Here is a 17235-nt window from a genome sequence, read left to right as displayed (position 1 = left end):
ATTAAAGACAATTTTTCCAAAAACAAATTTAATCCTAAGAACGTATTTCACACTTTTAAAAAATAGAGTATTGACCCCCAAGAACAATACTTTTTTAACCTCTTCCCTGAACAAGTTAAGTACAAGTGCAAAACAATACTCACATTGCTTTGAGCCATTTTAAAAGATCAATCTTTAAAACTTCATCATTATTACTAAGGCAAAAGTGCACATAAATCCATCACCCCACAATACCCACTTTTGGTGATTTTTTCAAAATAACCATTTTTGGTGATGCTCAGAAATATGATATTCCGCACCAATTAAAAACCTACTCTTAAAACAATTAAGACACAAAATAAAAAACCCAATTACAGTTAAGACAGATTGTATTATATTTGCGTAAATAAAAAAAATGTCTGAAAAAATAACCCCATATAAAGACTCTTCTTTAGGTAAAAAAGAGCAGGTTGCCCAAATGTTTGACAACATCTCCGGTAACTATGACAATTTAAATCGTGTGATCTCATTTGGAATTGATACCAAATGGAGAAAAAAAGTACTCAAAATTGTTTCGGATACAAAACCAAAAATCATTCTTGACATAGCAACCGGCACAGGTGATCTGGCTATCTTAATGTCACAAACAAATGCTGAAAAAATCATTGGATTGGACATTTCAGCCGGAATGCTTGAAGTAGGAAAGAAAAAAGTTCAGGCAAAAGGATTATCCAATACTATCGATTTAGTTTTAGGAGATTCTGAAAAAATACCTTTTGACGACAATTATTTCGATGCTATAACGGTTGGATTTGGAGTTCGAAATTTCGAAAATCTGGAAAAAGGTTTTGCAGAAATCTTAAGAGTTTTAAAACCAAATGGTGTTTTTGTAATTTTGGAAACTTCGGTTCCGGACAAAACACCCTACAAACAAGGTTATAAATTTTACAGCAAAAATATCCTTCCAATTATAGGAAAACTGTTTTCTAAAGACAATTCAGCATACGGTTATTTATCTGAATCTGCCGCAGTTTTTCCTTACGGAGAAGCATTGAACAATATTTTAAGAAAAATTGGGTTTATAGATGTTGTAGCGATGCCTCAAACTTTTGGCGTTGCAACCATTTATTCTGCATCTAAAAAATAGTATGAAAAAAACTGTAGTCTTACTTTTATTAGTCTTATCGACACAAGGATATTCGCAATTTGCTAAGAGTATGTTTAGCAAAGATCCTATTATTAATCTTGAAAACTGGCAAAAACAGCGCCTGTATTTTGGTTACTATCTTGGGTTTAACAGCTTCGATTTTAAGTTTGACTACAAAGCTCCCGGCCCCGATATTCAGACAAAAAAGACTACTGGATTTAACGTTGGTGTTGTAGCCGATTTAAGATTACAGGAATACATCAATCTTCGTTTTGAACCTGGATTATACTATACAAAACGCGACTTATACTTCCCAAATTTACCTTTACAGAAAGACTATCTAAGAGAGGTAAACAGTACATACATCCATTTTCCTTTACTCTTAAAGTTCTCTGCTTTGCGTACCGGAAACATCCGTCCATATTTAGTTGGAGGGATGTCTACGACACTCAATTTATCAAGTAACGCCAAATCAAAAGACGATAACTTTGAAGGAAAATTCAGAGTTAAACAATGGACCGCCGCTTACGAACTGGGCTTTGGAATTGACATTTTCTCTGAATATTTCATCTTCTCTCCTTCTATACGAGGAATGTTTGGTATATCCGATGAACTTATTCGTGATAATCCGGCAAATGGACCTAGTCCATGGACGGATAATATCGATTCTATGAAATCAAGAGCTATTTTAATAAATTTCACTTTTCATTAAAACAAATACTTAACTATTTCGTTTAAATTCACTAAGGATAATTGCTGTTGCTGTAGCTACATTTAAACTTTCAGTTTTTTGTAGCTCCCCAAATCTTGGAATTGTGATTCGGCTTGTTACCATTTTTTCAATTTCTGCCGAAATACCATTGGCTTCATTACCCATAATAATGATTCCATCCTGAGGCAAATTGGATCTATAGATGTTTTCGCCATCCATAAAAGTTCCAAATACAGGTAATTCTGTTTGAGTTATAAAAGTTTCGAGATCAACATAATTAACATTTACTCTGGTGATAGAACCCATTGTAGCTTGCACCACTTTTGGATTGTAAATATCAACGGTTTCTTTAGAGCAAACAATTTGCTTGATGCCAAACCAATCACAAAGACGCAAGATTGTGCCTAAATTTCCGGGATCGCGAATATCATCTAAAGCCAAAATTAAGCCCGAATTGATTATTTCGTTTTCAGCAGGGATTTTAAAGACCGCCAAACAGGAATTAGGAGTAGACAAAGCACTTATTTTTTTAAGTTCCTGCTCATAAATCAGTGTTCGCTTTGAAGAATGAACCTCTTCAAAATCATTTAGAGTCGTGTATAAATGCTCTAATTCAAAATTGGATTGCAACAATTCTTGAATTACTTTTACTCCTTCGGCGAAAAACAATTGATTTGCAAAACGTTGCTTTTTTTGATGTAAACCTGAGATAAGTTTTATTTGGTTTTTACTAACCATAAAATAATGTACTTTTGAATTAAATATTTAAGAACACTTGAAAAAGAATTCCACAAAAATAATAGCATTTATCCTAATAGCAATATTTATTTGCGCTTGTGATGCTGTAAAAAGAGTTCCTGATGGAAAAAATCTTCTTGTTAAAAATACTATTCTTGTAAATGGCAAGTCAACTAACGACGAAACTGCCTTTAATCAAATGTACCAAAAACCAAATGGTACCCTATTAGGATATCGTCTTCGTTTGAATTTATACAACTTAGCAAATTTAAATCCGGATTCTACGTATCAGGCTAAATTCAAGAACAATCCGGGTTTATACGAACGCCAGTCAAAACTTTTATCAGCAAAACAAGTCGATCGTCTTGGACAATCTTTCATGTACAAAGGTATTCATGAATTCTTAAAAAGCACTGGTGAAGCACCAGTAATTATTGATACTTCAAAAACAAAGAAAACACTCCTGCGTTTAAAATATTATTATTTCAACAATGGTTATTTTAAAGTTGCTACAGATTACACCGTTGACAGTGTCGGAAGGAAGAAAGCAAAGATAAATTACAATATCAAAACTGGTCCAGCCTATACTTTAGATACTATTAAAACCAAAATAATGACTCCTGCCTTAGACTCATTATATAAAGTTAACAACGATCCTTCAGCTTTAAAATCAGGAAAACAATACAAAACCAGTGATTTTGAAGAAGAAAAAAATCGTCTTACCACCTACTTTCGAAATCATGGTGCTTATTATTTTCAACCTACCTATGTGACTTTTGATATTGATACCATTGGCAAAAAAGACAAAGCCAATGTAATGCTAATTGTAAACAACAACAACATCCAGGAAAGAGATTCCAGCAGAACAGAACCTTTTAAATTGTACAAAATCAGCGATGTAAACATCTACACCGATTATTCTGCTGCAAATGCAAAAAATAAAATTACAGATAGCACCACTTACAACAACTTTAACCTATACAGTTATAAAAAACTAAAATACAAACCACGCGCCATTACCGATGCGGTTTTTATCAGTAAGGGAAGTACTTTCTCGGATACCAGAACCACCCTTTCTTCAAGATATCTGAACAATTTGAAAATTTTCAACTATCCGTCTATTCAATATGAAGTTGACAAACGCGACTCGACCGCACAGTCCTTAATTGCAAATGTTTACCTCACACCTAGAAAAAAATATAGTTTCGGAGCTACTTTTGACGTTACGCATTCTAACATTCAGGATTTTGGTATCGGAGCCAGTATTTCCGAAACGATTCGAAACGTTTTTAACAGAGCTGAAACTTTAGAAATTTCTACCCGTTTGAATTTAGGTTCATCACGGGATATGGCAAATCCCAACAACAATTTCTTCAACGTTTCAGAATATGGTGTTGATTTAAAACTAAATTTCCCAAGGATTTTATTGCCCTTCGGAACTGAAAAAATTATTCCGAAAAGAATGATTCCTTCCACCAGTATTGCCGGAGGTTTTTCCAAACAAAGAAACATTGGTCTGGACAAAGAAAATTTCACCGGAGGTATTGCTTATAACTGGTCTCCGAAACGAGGAAATACAGCAAAATTTGAATTGCTTAATGCACAATTTGTACGTAATTTAAATCCGAATAACTATTTTAACGTTTACACCTCCTCTTATAGAGAGTTAAATAACATTGGGAAAATCTATAATAAAAATCAGGAGTATTTTGACGATCCAAATACTCAGAACTTAACCATTCCAAAGGGAACTACCGGATTTACTAGTGATGTCTTATCAGCTAAAACAACTCTGACTCCTTCAGATCCGAACTATAGAGATGTAGAAAGCATCGAAGAAAGAAGAGTCCGTCTGACCGAAAATGATTTTATATTAGCCACAAGCTATACTTTTACCAAGACCACTAAAAAAGATCTTGCCGATAATACTTTTTATCAGTTTAAAACTAAAATAGAATCGGCTGGTACTTTATTGTCGGCTATTTCAAGTGTTGGAAAATTTCAAAAAAATGTAAACAACAATTATGAAATTTTCAATCTCGAGTATTCAGAATACATCAAAACCGAGTTTGATTATATCAAACACTGGGATTTTGGAAAAGAAAAAGTACTGGCTGTACGAACATTTTTCGGAATTGCAATTCCATTTGGTAACTCAAACTACATTCCGTTTTCACGAAGTTATTATGCGGGAGGTTCAAATGACAACCGCGCGTGGCAGCCATACGCTTTAGGTCCGGGAAGTACCGATGCGGTAAACGATTTTAATGAGGCCAATATGAAAATTGCAATGAGTGCCGAACTTCGTTTTAAAATTTTTGGAAGTGTTAAAGGAGCCATCTTCGCAGACGCCGGAAATATCTGGAATGTGCTCGATAATGTGATTGACGAGAAGGCAAAATTCTCTGGCGTAAACGATTTAGCTGAAATTGCACTAGGTACGGGATTTGGTTTACGTTACGATTTGAGCTTTTTTGTTATTCGTTTGGATATGGGCTTTAAGACCTATAACCCAGCACATGAGAAGGGAGATCGCTGGTTTAAAGAATACAATTTTGGACACTCGGTTTTAAATTTTGGAATAAATTATCCATTCTAATGCTAATTAATTCTTATTTTTGCAACCTAAAAACTAAAAACAACTAAAAAAAATTACAATGGCACACAATATTAAACCGGGGGTAGCTACAGGAGATCAGGTTCAGGAAATTTTTAACTATGCGAAAGAAAAAGGATTTGCTTTACCTGCAGTAAACGTTACTGGTTCAAGTACAATCAATGGAGTTCTTGAAACTGCAGCAAAATTAAACGCACCGGTTATTATCCAATTTTCAAACGGAGGAGCACAATTTAACGCTGGAAAAGGATTATCTAATGCAGGAGAAAAAGCAGCAATTGCCGGTGGAATCGCCGGAGCAAAACACATTCATACTTTAGCAGAAGCTTACGGAGCAACTGTAATTCTTCATACTGACCACTGTGCAAAAAAATTATTACCTTGGATTGATGGTTTATTAGATGCTTCTGAAAAACATTTTGCAGAAACAGGAAAACCATTATACAGTTCTCATATGATCGATTTGTCTGAAGAGCCAATCGAAGAAAACATCGAAATCTGTAAAGAGTACTTGGCAAGAATGAGCAAAATGGGAATGACATTAGAAATCGAACTTGGTATTACAGGTGGTGAAGAAGATGGTGTTGACAACTCTGACGTTGACAGTTCAAAATTATACACACAACCAGAAGAAGTAGCTTTTGCTTACGAAGAATTATCTAAAATAAGCCCTAAATTTACAATTGCAGCTGCTTTTGGAAACGTTCACGGTGTTTACAAACCAGGAAACGTAAAATTAACTCCAAAAATCTTAAAAAATTCTCAGGATTTCGTTCAAAACAAATTCAACACTGGTCATAATCCGGTAGATTTCGTTTTCCACGGAGGTTCAGGTTCTACACTTGAAGAAATCAGAGAAGCAATTGGATACGGAGTAATCAAAATGAATATCGATACCGATTTACAATTTGCATACACAGAAGGAATTCGTGATTATATGGTTAAAAACATTGACTATTTAAAAACTCAAATTGGTAACCCAGAAGGCGCTGATGTTCCTAACAAAAAATATTACGACCCAAGAAAATGGGTACGTGAAAGCGAAGTAACGTTCAACACAAGACTTGAACAAGCTTTTGCAGACTTGAATAACGTAAATACATTATAATAAAAAAGTTGAAAGTTTCAGGTTTCAAGTTTCAGGTTTCGCAACTTGAAACTTGAGACCTGAAACAAAAAAAACACTCAATATGGCTTGGTTTAAAAGACAGGAAAAAGGGATTACAACTGCTACTGAAGACAAGATGGACGTTCCGAAAGGATTGTGGTACAAATCTCCTACAGGAAAAATTATTGACGCTGACGAATTAGCCCGAAACTTATTTGTAAGCCCGGAAGATGATTTTCATGTTCGAATTGGAAGCGCAACCTATTTTGAAATTTTATTCGACAATAATGAGTTTGTTGAATTAGATAAAAACATGACTTCTAAAGATCCTCTGCATTTTGTGGATACAAAAAAATATGCAGAACGATTAAAAGATGTAATGGAGAAAACACACTTAAAGGACGCTGTGCGTACCGGAGTGGGAAAATCTAAAGGAAAAGAACTTGTAATTTGCTGTATGGATTTCGCCTTTATCGGTGGATCTATGGGAGCTGTTGTAGGAGAAAAAATCGCCAGAGGTATTGATCACGCGATCAAAAACAAATTACCTTTTGTAATGATTTCTAAATCTGGTGGAGCTCGTATGATGGAAGCTGCTTATTCTTTAATGCAATTAGCAAAAACATCTGTGAAATTAGCGCAATTAGCAGAAGCTAAACTACCATACATTTCACTTTGTACAGATCCAACAACCGGAGGAACAACTGCATCATACGCTATGTTAGGAGACATCAACATCTCTGAGCCAGGTGCTTTGATTGGTTTTGCCGGTCCACGTGTTGTTCGTGATACTACAGGAAAAGATTTACCGGAAGGTTTCCAAACTGCTGAGTTCTTATTAGAGCACGGTTTCCTTGACTTTATCACGCCAAGAAAAGAATTAAAAGACAAAATCAACTTGTATATCGATTTGATTCAGAATAACGATATTAGATAGTTTTTAAACTTCTAAATTATACCAAATCCCAAGAAAAATATTTTTCTTGGGATTTTTTTGTGCGGGATAAAATGTATCGTTCCTACGGAACTTCTGAATTGCGTTTTCATTTTTTCAACGGAATAAATTCCGTTGCTACCAACATTTCATTCCTACGGAATTTTTATCGGTGCTTGACCTCAATCCTAACTCCAACTTCAACGCGATAAATCATATTGTTATCAATATTCCATTCATACGGAATTTTTCGCAACTTATAATTTTAATCGCAACTAATTAATACTTGTCTGAAAAATTGTATTTTTGTTTTTGATACATAAATAACAGTTTTTGTACCCAAGCGAACTACCAGAAAATGTATTTAACAAAAACTAACTTGTTTTCTACCAAAACCACTTTTTTTTAAGCAATATAAATATCTTTGAACTATGAGCACAGCAACAAAACCCAATCATATAGGACGAAAAATTAGTCGTATTCGTGAACTAAGAGATATGAAGCAGGAAGCTTTGGCTCAAGCTTTAGGAACATCTCAGCAGACCGTATCTGCAATAGAAAACAGCGAGACCATAGACGATGCAAAACTTGCAGAAGTAGCAAAAGCACTTGGCGTAAGTGTTGAAGCTATAAAAAACTTTACAGACGAAAATATGATTAGTTACTTCAATAATTTTTACGACAACAGCACTAGCAGTGGAGTAAATGGGATATTCAGCCCAAGTCACTGTTCTTTCAATCCTATAGATAAAGTAGTTGAACTTTACGAGCGTATGATTCAGTCAGAAAAAGAAAAAGTTGAGTATTTAGAAAAATTACTGAAAGAAAAATAAATTCTTTCAAAAACATATTAGTTCCTCAAAACCTAACTTTAAAATTATAACCTTATGAAAAAGATTGTTTTTTTAGCACTAATTATGTTAGTTTCATTCTCCATCCAGGCACAAACGTCAAAAGAATTGGTAGGCAAATGGCAATTGGTAAAACTTACTAAAAACGGAAAAGAAAAAGATATAAAAGAGAAATTTAAAAGTGATCAGGTTTTTCAGGTCTTCAATGAAGATGGGAAATTTACAGGAATTGTAGGAGAAAAAAGCATCAACGGCAAATGGAAGCTCTCAAAAAACAACGATGCTTTAACTGTTACGGTTGATTTAATGCCTGTGAAATTTCAAATTGAATACTTCGACAGTCAAAAACGTGTGATTACTCAAGATCAGCTTGGAACTCTAGAATACAAAAAGGTAGACAACTAATACCTTAAAAACCGGAAGTCTTTAGACATTAAGGAATACTAAAATTTATACCAAATCTTCAAAATAAAAAACTCTTCGAGCCTTGCGTTTAAATCTTAACCGCAAGGCTCGCAAAGTTTACACAAAGAAAAAAAACCTTTGAACCTTTGCCTCTCTGAACCTTAAAAAAACTACTTCAAAGAAGCCATATCAATTACAAAACGATACTTCACATCGCTTTTATTCATTCGGTCGTAAGCTTCATTAATATACCCCATATCGATAATCTCAACATCAGAAGTAATATTATGTTCAGCACAGTAATCTAACATTTCCTGAGTTTCTTTTATTCCTCCAATCAAGCTTCCAATAATGCTTCTTCTTTTCATGATTAAAGTAAAAACAGGAATTTCAGCGGGTGCTGGTGGAGCTCCAACAACAATCATGGTTCCGTTAGTAGTTAATAAATTCAGATAGGCATTATGATCGTGTTTTGCAGAAACAGTGTTGAGGATAAAATCGAAACTATTCGCCAACGATTCCATTGTTTCAGGATTTGAGGTTAAAGCAAATTTATGTGCTCCTAATTTCTTCGCATCAGCTTCTTTTGAAGGAGAGTGACTTAACATTGTAACTTCGGCACCAAAAGAAACTGCAAATTTCACAGCCATATGTCCTAAACCGCCAAGTCCCAAAACTCCAACTTTATGCCCTTTACCTACTTTTAAATATCGTAACGGAGAGTAAGTAGTAATTCCTGCGCAGAGTAGCGGAGCAACTCCTTTAATATCCAGTTTTTCAGAAACATGAAGGGTATAACTTTCATCAACAATAATACTGTTTGAGTATCCTCCACGGGTTGGAATATTGGTTCCTCTTTCGACACTGTTATAAGTTCCTGTCATTCCTTCATCACAAAATTGCTCTTCACCCGACTGACAGCTTGGACAAACTCTGCAAGAATCTACGAAACAGCCTACCCCAGCCAGTTCTCCAACTTTAAATTTAGAGACTTCACTTCCAACAGCTACAATTCGGCCAACAATTTCATGACCGGGAACTAAAGGATAGTCAACAGGCCCCCAGTCGCCTTTTGCAGTATGAATATCAGAATGGCAAACGCCACTGTATAAAATTTCGATCTGAACCTGATGAGCACCAACTTCTTTTCTTTCAAACGTATAAGGTTTTAACGGATTTACAGCATCATAGGCTGCATAAGCTTTTACTGGTATCATATTATCGTTTTTAAATTAGGGTATTAAAATTACGATAAAATTCAACAGCAACACCAAAATTAAAATGATCTACAAATGATTTTTTTCTGTAGTGTGCTTACATCCCGGTTCGAATCGCTTCAACCGGATCTAAATTTGCGGCAGAGATAGCCGGTAATATCCCGGAAATTAATCCGATAATTGCAGCCAGGCCGGTCCCTAAAATTATATTTCCTGTACTTAAAACAAATTCAAAGTCAAGTACTTTTGTCAAAATAAGGGCAATACCCCAAACCATCAGCAAGCCAATTATTCCGCCAATAACAGAAAGAATAACCGCTTCGAATAAAAACTGAAATAGAATAAATCGATTTTTAGCTCCTAATGATTTCTGAATTCCAATTAAATGGGTTCTTTCTTTTACGGATACAAACATGATATTCGCAATTCCGAAACCGCCAACCAAAAGAGAAAATCCACTAATAATCCATCCCACAACATTCATCTGTCCCAAAATCCCATCTATAAAATCGGTAAAACCAGAAAGTACATTAATGAAAAAATTATCTGCTTCGCCGGCTTTCATTCCGCGCATTGCTCTTAATTTCTGTGCAACCTGCGCTTTATAAGCGTCCATATCTATCCCTTTCGATGGTTTTATAACAATTACGGGGGTCATGGCATCACTGTCACCATACATTCGACGAAGAAAATTAGCAGGTAAATAAACGGTGGTATCATAGCTTTCTCCAAAAAAACCCGCACCTTGCTTTGCAATTACACCAATAACGGTAAAACGTTGTCCGTACAAACGAATATTTTTTCCAATAGGATCACTTGTACCAAAAAGTCCTTCAGCAATTTCGTATCCCAAAACAATAACCGCAGCTCCGGAATTCGATTCAGATTCGGTATAAAATCTTCCTTTTTCTAAAGTCAATCCGTCAATATCAACCATTTCATTTGACGAAGGAACAATATTTACATCGCTAACTGTCTTCGAATCGTATTTTAAACTTTCCCTTTTTACAAAAAGCTGATAAGCAACCTGATCAGTATTCGTAAGAGAATTTTTAAGTCCTATGTACTCGTCGTATTTCACATTTGGAAACTGATCTCTTTTCCATTGCGGAATTTCAGTTGGGCCAAAAGACATCTTCACTAAATAAATCGTATTTTTATCTAAGCTGCTTAAATCCTTAGAAATTTTACGATCTAAAGAATCAACTGCCGCCAAAACAGCAATAATTGAAAAAATCCCAATTGTTACTCCCAACAAAGACAATAAAGTTCGTAGTTTATTATTTCGCAAAGCATTAACAGCAAAGCTCAAACTTTCTTTTAATAATCTAAGATAAACAAGCATATAGTAGTATTTTTCAATAAAGTAAAATTCAATAATTTAAAATCAAAAACCTAATAAAAGTTAACTTACTCATCAGTAGTTTTTTTTAGCATAATGTTACATTAATTTTCTTTAAAATAAGGTTTAAAAAAACTACTTTTGCAGTCTCAAAAATCATAACTACACGATGAGCACAACTAAAACAATACAATCGGCATTAATATCTGTTTTTTCAAAAGACGGTTTAGAGCCAATCGTTAGAAAATTACACGAACAAAACGTAACACTTTACTCGACTGGAGGAACTGAAGATTTTATAAAAAATCTTGGCATTCCTGTTGTTCCTGTTGAAGACATCACTTCTTTCCCTGAGATTCTTGGAGGAAGAGTAAAAACACTTCACCCGAAAATCTTTGGTGGAATTTTAAACCGTCAGGATAACGAAAGTGATGTTCAGCAAATGAAGGAATTTGATATTCCACAAATTGATTTGGTAATTGTTGATTTGTATCCGTTTGAGAAAACTGTTGCTTCAGGTGCAAGCGAGCAGGATATTATTGAAAAAATTGACATTGGCGGAATTTCATTAATCCGTGCCGGTGCAAAAAACTTCAAAGACACCGTAATTGTAGCTTCAGTAAACGAATACAGCCTGCTTTTAGATTTGATTACAGAGCAAAACGGAGCAACAACTCTTGAAAACAGAGGATTACTTGCTACAAAAGCGTTCCACGTCTCATCTCACTACGATGGCGCTATTTTTAACTATTTCAATACTGACGAAACCATTTACAAAGAAAGTATTGCAGATGGTCAGGTTTTAAGATACGGGGAAAACCCTCATCAAAAAGGATTTTTCTTTGGTGATTTTGATGCTATGTTCAAAAAAGTTCACGGAAAAGAATTATCATACAACAACTTATTAGATGTTGATGCCGCAGTAAACTTAATTAATGAGTTTAAAACTGACGGACCAACATTTGCTATTTTAAAACACAACAATGCTTGTGGCTTGGCCTCAAGAAAAACAATCAGCGAGGCTTATCTAGCAGCTTTGGCTTGTGATCCTACATCGGCTTTTGGAGGTGTTTTGATTGCAAATACTAAAATCGACCTGGATACAGCACAGGAAATCAACAAGTTGTTCTGCGAAGTAGTAATTGCTCCAAGTTATGATGAAGAAGCAATTGCTGTTTTACAAGAAAAGAAAAACAGAATCATATTAATTCAAAATGAAGTTGAATTACCATCAAGACAAGTAAGAACATGTCTTAATGGTTTGTTAATTCAGGACAGAAATAATATTACAGATACTAAAGAGCATTTAAAAACCGTTACTATTACTGAGCCTACAGCTGAAGAGATAGAAGATTTAATATTTGCTTCAAAAATTTGTAAAAACACCAAATCAAATACAATCGTATTTGCCAAAAACGGAACATTAATTTCGTCAGGAACAGGTCAGACTTCAAGAGTAGACGCTTTAGTTCAAGCAGTTGACAAAGCAAAAGCCTTTGGATTTGATTTAACCGGTGCTTCAATGGCAAGTGATGCATTTTTCCCGTTTCCGGATTGTGTAGAATTAGCCAAAAAAGCAGGAATAACTGCTGTTATTCAGCCAGGAGGCTCAATAAAAGACGAATTAAGCATAAATTATTGCAATGAAAACAATCTTGCAATGGTATTTACGGGAACACGTCATTTTAAACATTAATTTGTTTAACTTTGTTCAAAATAATTTATAACATTTTAAACCCCTAAAAAACTTATGGGATTTTTTGATTTCATGACCGAGGATATTGCGATAGACCTTGGTACCGCAAACACTTTAATCATTCATAATGATAAAGTTGTTATTGATAGTCCGTCGATCGTTGCACGTGATAGAATATCAGGCAAAATCATTGCTGTTGGTAAGGAAGCCAATATGATGCAAGGTAAAACGCATGAAAACATCAAGACCATAAGGCCTTTGAAAGATGGTGTAATTGCAGATTTTGATGCTTCAGAAAAGATGATCAATATGTTCATCAAAAGTATTCCTGCATTGAAAAAAAGAATGTTTACTCCAGCTTTAAGAATGGTGGTTTGCATCCCTTCTGGTATTACTGAGGTTGAGATGAGAGCTGTAAAAGAGTCTTGTGAAAGAGTAAATGGAAAAGAAGTTTACTTAATTCATGAGCCAATGGCAGCTGCAATTGGTATTGGTATCGATATTATGCAACCAAAAGGAAACATGATTGTTGATATTGGAGGAGGTACAACTGAAATCGCAGTTATTGCATTAGGCGGAATTGTATGCGACAAATCTGTAAAAATTGCAGGTGACGTTTTCACAAACGATATCGTTTATTATATGCGTACACAACACAACCTTTTTGTTGGAGAAAGTACTGCTGAAAAAATAAAAATTCAAATTGGTGCCGCTATCGAAGATTTAGACGGACCACCAGAAGATATGTCAGTTCAAGGTAGAGACTTACTTACAGGTAAACCTAAACAGGTAGATGTTTCTTACCGTGAAATTGCAAAAGCACTTGACAAATCAATTCAACGTATCGAAGACGCGGTAATGGAAACATTATCTCAGACTCCTCCTGAATTAGCAGCCGATATTTACAATACAGGTATTTACTTAGCTGGTGGTGGATCTATGTTAAGAGGCCTTGATAAGCGTATTTCGCAAAAAACAGATTTACCTGTTTATATTGCTGAAGACCCGTTAAGAGCTGTTGTTCGCGGAACCGGAATGGCGCTTAAAAACATTGCGAAATTTAAAAGTATCTTAATCAAATAAGATTCAAAATAACAATCAATATATTTTTATTAGAGTTGAATTCAAACATTCAACTCTAATAAATTTTGAAACCAAAAGCATATCCTGAAACAAAATAACCAAACAAGAAATGCAGCAAATTTTTAATTTCATTATAAGAAACAGTAATCGATTGCTGTTTTTGCTGCTTTTAGGTATTTCGTTAGCACTCTCAGTTCAATCACATTCTTACCACAGAAGTAAAATAATCAGTTCGGCTAATTTTTTAACCGGAGGTGTTTATGAGAAAATCAATCACGTAAACGAATATTTGAACTTAAGAACTGAAAATGACGAACTTGTACTTGAAAACGCAAGATTAAAAAGTCTATTATTCAATAAACAAGACACCTCAAAACTACCTTTAGCAGACAGCGTAAAAGGGGTTAAGCCTGCGGACATTATTGTTTCAAAAGTAATTCACAATTCCTACAACACACACGAAAATTTCATCACGCTTAATTCGGGATCAAATGATGGTGTTAAACCAGATATGGGAGTAATCAATAGCTTAGGAATTATTGGGGTTGTAGACAATACTTCACCAAGATACGCAACTGTTGTGAGTATTTTGAATATGAAATCACAGATAAATGCTAAACTAAAAAAGACAAACCACTTTGGTTCTTTAACCTGGGATGGAAAAAGCACAGGCTTTGTACAACTGGAAGATGTTCCTAGATTAGCTTCTGTAAGAAAAGGAGATACCATCGTAACCGGAGGGCAATCTGTAATTTTCCCGGAAGGAATTAATATTGGTACTGTAGAAAATATATACAAAAAGGAAAATTCAAGTTTTTATGTTATAAAAGTTAAGCTATTTAACGACATGACCAATCTTGGACACGTATATATCATCAAAAGTAAGGACAGAGAAGAACTTATTAATTTAGAAAACAAGGGAAAAAATGAATAGCGCTTTGTTACTCAATATTTTTCGATTTATTATGTTACTAGCAATTCAGGTTGTTATTTTCAATAATATGAATTTTTTAGGGTACATAAGTCCCTTCCCATACATCTTGTACATTATTTTGTATCCGGTTAACAGCAACAGAACCGGCTTGATTGTATCGAGCTTTTTACTTGGAATTATCATGGACATGTTTTGTAATTCAGGCGGGATTCACGCAACAGCTTGTCTTGTACTTGCTTATTACAGACCTTACATTTTTAAATTCTCTTTTGGGCTTAGTTACGAATATCAAACCATTAAGCTGAATGATTCCTTAACCCCTGAACGGTTTTCTTTTATTCTGGTTTCTGTTGTATTGCATCATATCGTGTTATTTATACTAGAAGCTTTTCAGTTTAAATTTATTCTGGATGTTTTACTCCGAACTTTATTTAGTTCTATCTTTACAATAATCACCTCAATTATCATAATTTACCTTATTAAGCCTAATAAACGATGAGAAAAGTTCTGCTGCCCTCTTTAATTATTATTGCAGCATCTTTGCTAGTGATTAGGATCTTTTATTTGCAAATTATCGATGATACATTTAAGTTAAAATCCGAAAATAATGCGATAAAGAAAAAATATGACTATCCTGAAAGGGGTTATATTTATGACCGACATGGAAAATTATTAGTCGCCAATCAGGCCTCTTATGACATCATGGTAATTCCCAGAGAAATCAAGGAAGACCTTAATATCCCTGAATTCTGTGCTTTATTGAACATTACCCGAGAAGATTACGACAAAAGAATCGCAAAAGCTAAGGTATACAGCCCAAGACTTCCTTCGGTATTTTTATCACAATTGAACAAGAATGAGTTTGCAGCTTTTCAGGAAAAAATTCGAAAGTATGAAGGTTTCTATTTTCAAAAGCGCTCTCTTCGTGACTATGAAGTAGATTACGGTGCAAACATTTTTGGCTTTATCACTCAGGTAAACGAACGTTTGATCGCTAAAAACCCTTACTACAATAGCGGGGATTTAATTGGACGTCAAGGTGTTGAAGAAAGCTATGAAGACATCCTACGCGGTATTAAAGGCGTAAAATACATCCAGAAAGACAAATACAACAGAGAAATTGGCTCTTACAAAGATGGCAAGTACGATACTATTGCCGTAGCCGGAGAAGATATCAATCTAACAATTGATGCTGAGCTTCAGAAATACGGAGAAGAGCTAATGATCAATAAAAGAGGAGGAATTGTCGCTATCGAACCTAAAACGGGGGAAATCCTGGCGTTAGTAACTGCACCTTCTTATGATCCTGGAATTTTAGTTGGAAGACAGCGTTCTAAAAACTATACCCTTTTGTATCACGATTCAATTGCAAAACCACTCTACGACAGAGGGCTTTTGGCCGAGTATCCTCCGGGTTCTCCGTTTAAAATCCTGACAGGTCTGGTTGCTTTGCAGGAAGGCGTTATAAACGAACAAACTACTTTTATGTGTCATCATGGATTTAGTTATGGTAGAGGTCGCTTTATGAAATGTCACGGTTTTGGACCTCATCAATTACATAACGGAATTTACAATTCCTGTAATACCTATTTTGCACAATCTTACATGTTAACTATAAACAAATATTCAAATCCCGCTAAGGCGGTTGACGTTTGGAGTGACCACGTAAAAAGTTTTGGATTAGGACAGTTTATGGGGTATGATTTACCAACAGGTAAAAGAGGAAACATTCCGACATCAAAAACATATAAGAAAATTTATCCTAACGGAGGCTGGAGAAGCACAACCATTGTATCCAATTCCATTGGTCAGGGAGAAGTTTTAATGACTCCTATTCAACTAGCCAATATGATGGCAACTGTAGCCAATCAAGGCTACTATTACACGCCTCACATTATTAAAAAAATTGAAGGAAAGAAAATTGACGCTAAATTCACCACCAAACACGTTACCACAATTGACCAAAAGTATTTCCCACCGGTCATAAGCGGTTTGTTTGATGTTTATAACAAAGGAACGGCTTACGCACTTCGCGTAGAGGGTATTGATATTTGCGGAAAAACGGGTACGGCAGAGAATTTTGCAAAAATTAACGGAAAAAGAACACAGCTAAAAGACCACTCTATATTTGTCGCTTTTGCACCTAAAGACAATCCGAAAATTGCAATCGCAATTATGATTGAAAATGGAGGATTCGGAGCAACAGTAGCAGGTCCAATTGCCAGTTTAATGATTGAAAAATATCTAAGACATAAAATCACAAGAACCGATTTAGAAACCCGGGTCCTAAACAAAAGCTTAGCAAGTGAGTATGCAAAATTAGGCGGTATGAACGAAGCCAGCGCGATTGAATCTACTCCAAAAGATTCTCTTTTAAAAGCTAAAATTATTACCCCTAAGCCGGTAACACCTAAAGCAGAAGTAAAGAAGACAGTATCAGACACCACTAAAAAGAACTAACAAAGATTATTT

15 protein-coding genes are annotated in these 17235 nt (G+C 34.9%); 12 read left to right on the top strand and 3 right to left on the bottom strand.

Features of this window, described 5'->3' with window-relative positions; all coding sequences use genetic code 11:
* The first annotated feature begins 394 nt into the window (after positions 1 to 394).
* Both ubiE and porT read left to right on the top strand, forming a co-directional pair.
* Positions 395 to 1126, top strand: coding sequence for a bifunctional demethylmenaquinone methyltransferase/2-methoxy-6-polyprenyl-1,4-benzoquinol methylase UbiE (gene ubiE, locus AC3IS6_RS07400; protein ID WP_173966563.1), 732 nt, complete (start codon positions 395 to 397; stop codon positions 1124 to 1126).
* 1 nt (position 1127) lies between these two features.
* Entirely contained in the window at positions 1128 to 1838 is a 711-nt protein-coding gene (porT, locus tag AC3IS6_RS07395) for a type IX secretion/gliding motility protein PorT/SprT (RefSeq protein WP_489164314.1), read from the top strand.
* A gap of 9 nt (positions 1839 to 1847) precedes the next feature.
* Here the strand turns inward: porT and AC3IS6_RS07390 are convergent, their stop codons facing one another.
* Complete coding sequence (locus tag AC3IS6_RS07390; protein ID WP_489164313.1) at positions 1848 to 2576, bottom strand: TrmH family RNA methyltransferase; 729 nt, start codon at positions 2574 to 2576, stop codon at positions 1848 to 1850.
* 37 nt (positions 2577 to 2613) lie between these two features.
* Here AC3IS6_RS07390 and tamL point away from each other — a divergent pair, with 37 nt between their 5' ends.
* From tamL to AC3IS6_RS07365, 5 genes are all read left to right on the top strand, one after another.
* Positions 2614 to 5175 (top strand): translocation and assembly module lipoprotein TamL, encoded by a 2562-nt coding sequence (tamL, locus tag AC3IS6_RS07385; protein ID WP_489164311.1) that lies wholly within the window; start codon positions 2614 to 2616, stop codon positions 5173 to 5175.
* A gap of 58 nt (positions 5176 to 5233) precedes the next feature.
* The gene (gene fbaA, locus AC3IS6_RS07380) at positions 5234 to 6301 is read left to right on the top strand and encodes a class II fructose-bisphosphate aldolase (RefSeq protein ID WP_173966567.1); all 1068 of its coding nucleotides are present in this window, start codon (positions 5234 to 5236) and stop codon (positions 6299 to 6301) included.
* 82 nt (positions 6302 to 6383) lie between these two features.
* Entirely contained in the window at positions 6384 to 7238 is an 855-nt protein-coding gene (gene accD, locus AC3IS6_RS07375; RefSeq protein ID WP_017498373.1) for an acetyl-CoA carboxylase, carboxyltransferase subunit beta, read from the top strand.
* Positions 7239 to 7666: 428 nt separating this feature from the next.
* Complete coding sequence (locus AC3IS6_RS07370; RefSeq protein ID WP_489164310.1) at positions 7667 to 8068, top strand: helix-turn-helix domain-containing protein; 402 nt, start codon at positions 7667 to 7669, stop codon at positions 8066 to 8068.
* 54 nt (positions 8069 to 8122) lie between these two features.
* Entirely contained in the window at positions 8123 to 8491 is a 369-nt protein-coding gene (locus AC3IS6_RS07365; RefSeq protein WP_489164309.1) for a lipocalin-like domain-containing protein, read from the top strand.
* A gap of 170 nt (positions 8492 to 8661) precedes the next feature.
* On the opposite strand, the gene AC3IS6_RS07360 is transcribed toward AC3IS6_RS07365, so the two are convergent.
* Both AC3IS6_RS07360 and AC3IS6_RS07355 read right to left on the bottom strand, forming a co-directional pair.
* Positions 8662 to 9708 (bottom strand): NAD(P)-dependent alcohol dehydrogenase, encoded by a 1047-nt coding sequence (locus AC3IS6_RS07360; protein ID WP_489164308.1) that lies wholly within the window; start codon positions 9706 to 9708, stop codon positions 8662 to 8664.
* 97 nt (positions 9709 to 9805) lie between these two features.
* Complete coding sequence (locus AC3IS6_RS07355; protein ID WP_489164307.1) at positions 9806 to 11053, bottom strand: ABC transporter permease; 1248 nt, start codon at positions 11051 to 11053, stop codon at positions 9806 to 9808.
* Positions 11054 to 11219: 166 nt separating this feature from the next.
* Here AC3IS6_RS07355 and purH point away from each other — a divergent pair, with 166 nt between their 5' ends.
* From purH to mrdA, 5 genes are all read left to right on the top strand, one after another.
* Entirely contained in the window at positions 11220 to 12746 is a 1527-nt protein-coding gene (purH, locus tag AC3IS6_RS07350) for a bifunctional phosphoribosylaminoimidazolecarboxamide formyltransferase/IMP cyclohydrolase (protein WP_489164306.1), read from the top strand.
* A gap of 54 nt (positions 12747 to 12800) precedes the next feature.
* A complete protein-coding gene (locus AC3IS6_RS07345; RefSeq protein ID WP_007804822.1) occupies positions 12801 to 13829 on the top strand; it encodes a rod shape-determining protein in 1029 nt (342 codons plus the stop codon).
* Between the two features lie 109 nt (positions 13830 to 13938).
* Positions 13939 to 14763: a rod shape-determining protein MreC gene (gene mreC / locus AC3IS6_RS07340; RefSeq protein WP_489164305.1), complete on the top strand. Its 825-nt coding sequence runs from the start codon at positions 13939 to 13941 to the stop codon at positions 14761 to 14763.
* Positions 14756 to 15262: a rod shape-determining protein MreD gene (locus AC3IS6_RS07335; RefSeq protein ID WP_246253240.1), complete on the top strand. Its 507-nt coding sequence runs from the start codon at positions 14756 to 14758 to the stop codon at positions 15260 to 15262. The genes mreC and AC3IS6_RS07335 overlap by 8 nt, the downstream gene beginning before the upstream one ends.
* Complete coding sequence (gene mrdA, locus AC3IS6_RS07330) at positions 15259 to 17223, top strand: penicillin-binding protein 2 (RefSeq protein ID WP_489164304.1); 1965 nt, start codon at positions 15259 to 15261, stop codon at positions 17221 to 17223. Before AC3IS6_RS07335 ends, mrdA begins: the two co-directional genes overlap by 4 nt.
* The last annotated feature ends 12 nt before the right edge of the window (positions 17224 to 17235 follow it).

The organism is Flavobacterium sp. KH_035 (assembly GCF_057839565.1).
Note: the sequence above shows the minus strand (reverse complement) of the source record. Positions and strands in the feature narration are given on the sequence as shown.

Excerpts from the sequence above, each read along its gene's own strand:
- porT (WP_489164314.1), top strand. The coding sequence starts at position 1,128 with ATGAAAAAAACTGTAGTCTTACTTTTATTAGTCTTATCGACACAAGGA.
- mreC (WP_489164305.1), top strand. The coding sequence starts at position 13,939 with ATGCAGCAAATTTTTAATTTCATTATAAGAAACAGTAATCGATTGCTG.
- AC3IS6_RS07335 (WP_246253240.1), top strand. The coding sequence starts at position 14,756 with ATGAATAGCGCTTTGTTACTCAATATTTTTCGATTTATTATGTTACTA.
- AC3IS6_RS07355 (WP_489164307.1), bottom strand. The coding sequence starts at position 11,053 with ATGCTTGTTTATCTTAGATTATTAAAAGAAAGTTTGAGCTTTGCTGTT.
- AC3IS6_RS07360 (WP_489164308.1), bottom strand. The coding sequence starts at position 9,708 with ATGATACCAGTAAAAGCTTATGCAGCCTATGATGCTGTAAATCCGTTA.
- mrdA (WP_489164304.1), top strand. The coding sequence starts at position 15,259 with ATGAGAAAAGTTCTGCTGCCCTCTTTAATTATTATTGCAGCATCTTTG.
- AC3IS6_RS07365 (WP_489164309.1), top strand. The coding sequence starts at position 8,123 with ATGAAAAAGATTGTTTTTTTAGCACTAATTATGTTAGTTTCATTCTCC.
- accD (WP_017498373.1), top strand. The coding sequence starts at position 6,384 with ATGGCTTGGTTTAAAAGACAGGAAAAAGGGATTACAACTGCTACTGAA.
- AC3IS6_RS07390 (WP_489164313.1), bottom strand. The coding sequence starts at position 2,576 with ATGGTTAGTAAAAACCAAATAAAACTTATCTCAGGTTTACATCAAAAA.
- AC3IS6_RS07345 (WP_007804822.1), top strand. The coding sequence starts at position 12,801 with ATGGGATTTTTTGATTTCATGACCGAGGATATTGCGATAGACCTTGGT.
- fbaA (WP_173966567.1), top strand. The coding sequence starts at position 5,234 with ATGGCACACAATATTAAACCGGGGGTAGCTACAGGAGATCAGGTTCAG.
- purH (WP_489164306.1), top strand. The coding sequence starts at position 11,220 with ATGAGCACAACTAAAACAATACAATCGGCATTAATATCTGTTTTTTCA.
- ubiE (WP_173966563.1), top strand. The coding sequence starts at position 395 with ATGTCTGAAAAAATAACCCCATATAAAGACTCTTCTTTAGGTAAAAAA.
- AC3IS6_RS07370 (WP_489164310.1), top strand. The coding sequence starts at position 7,667 with ATGAGCACAGCAACAAAACCCAATCATATAGGACGAAAAATTAGTCGT.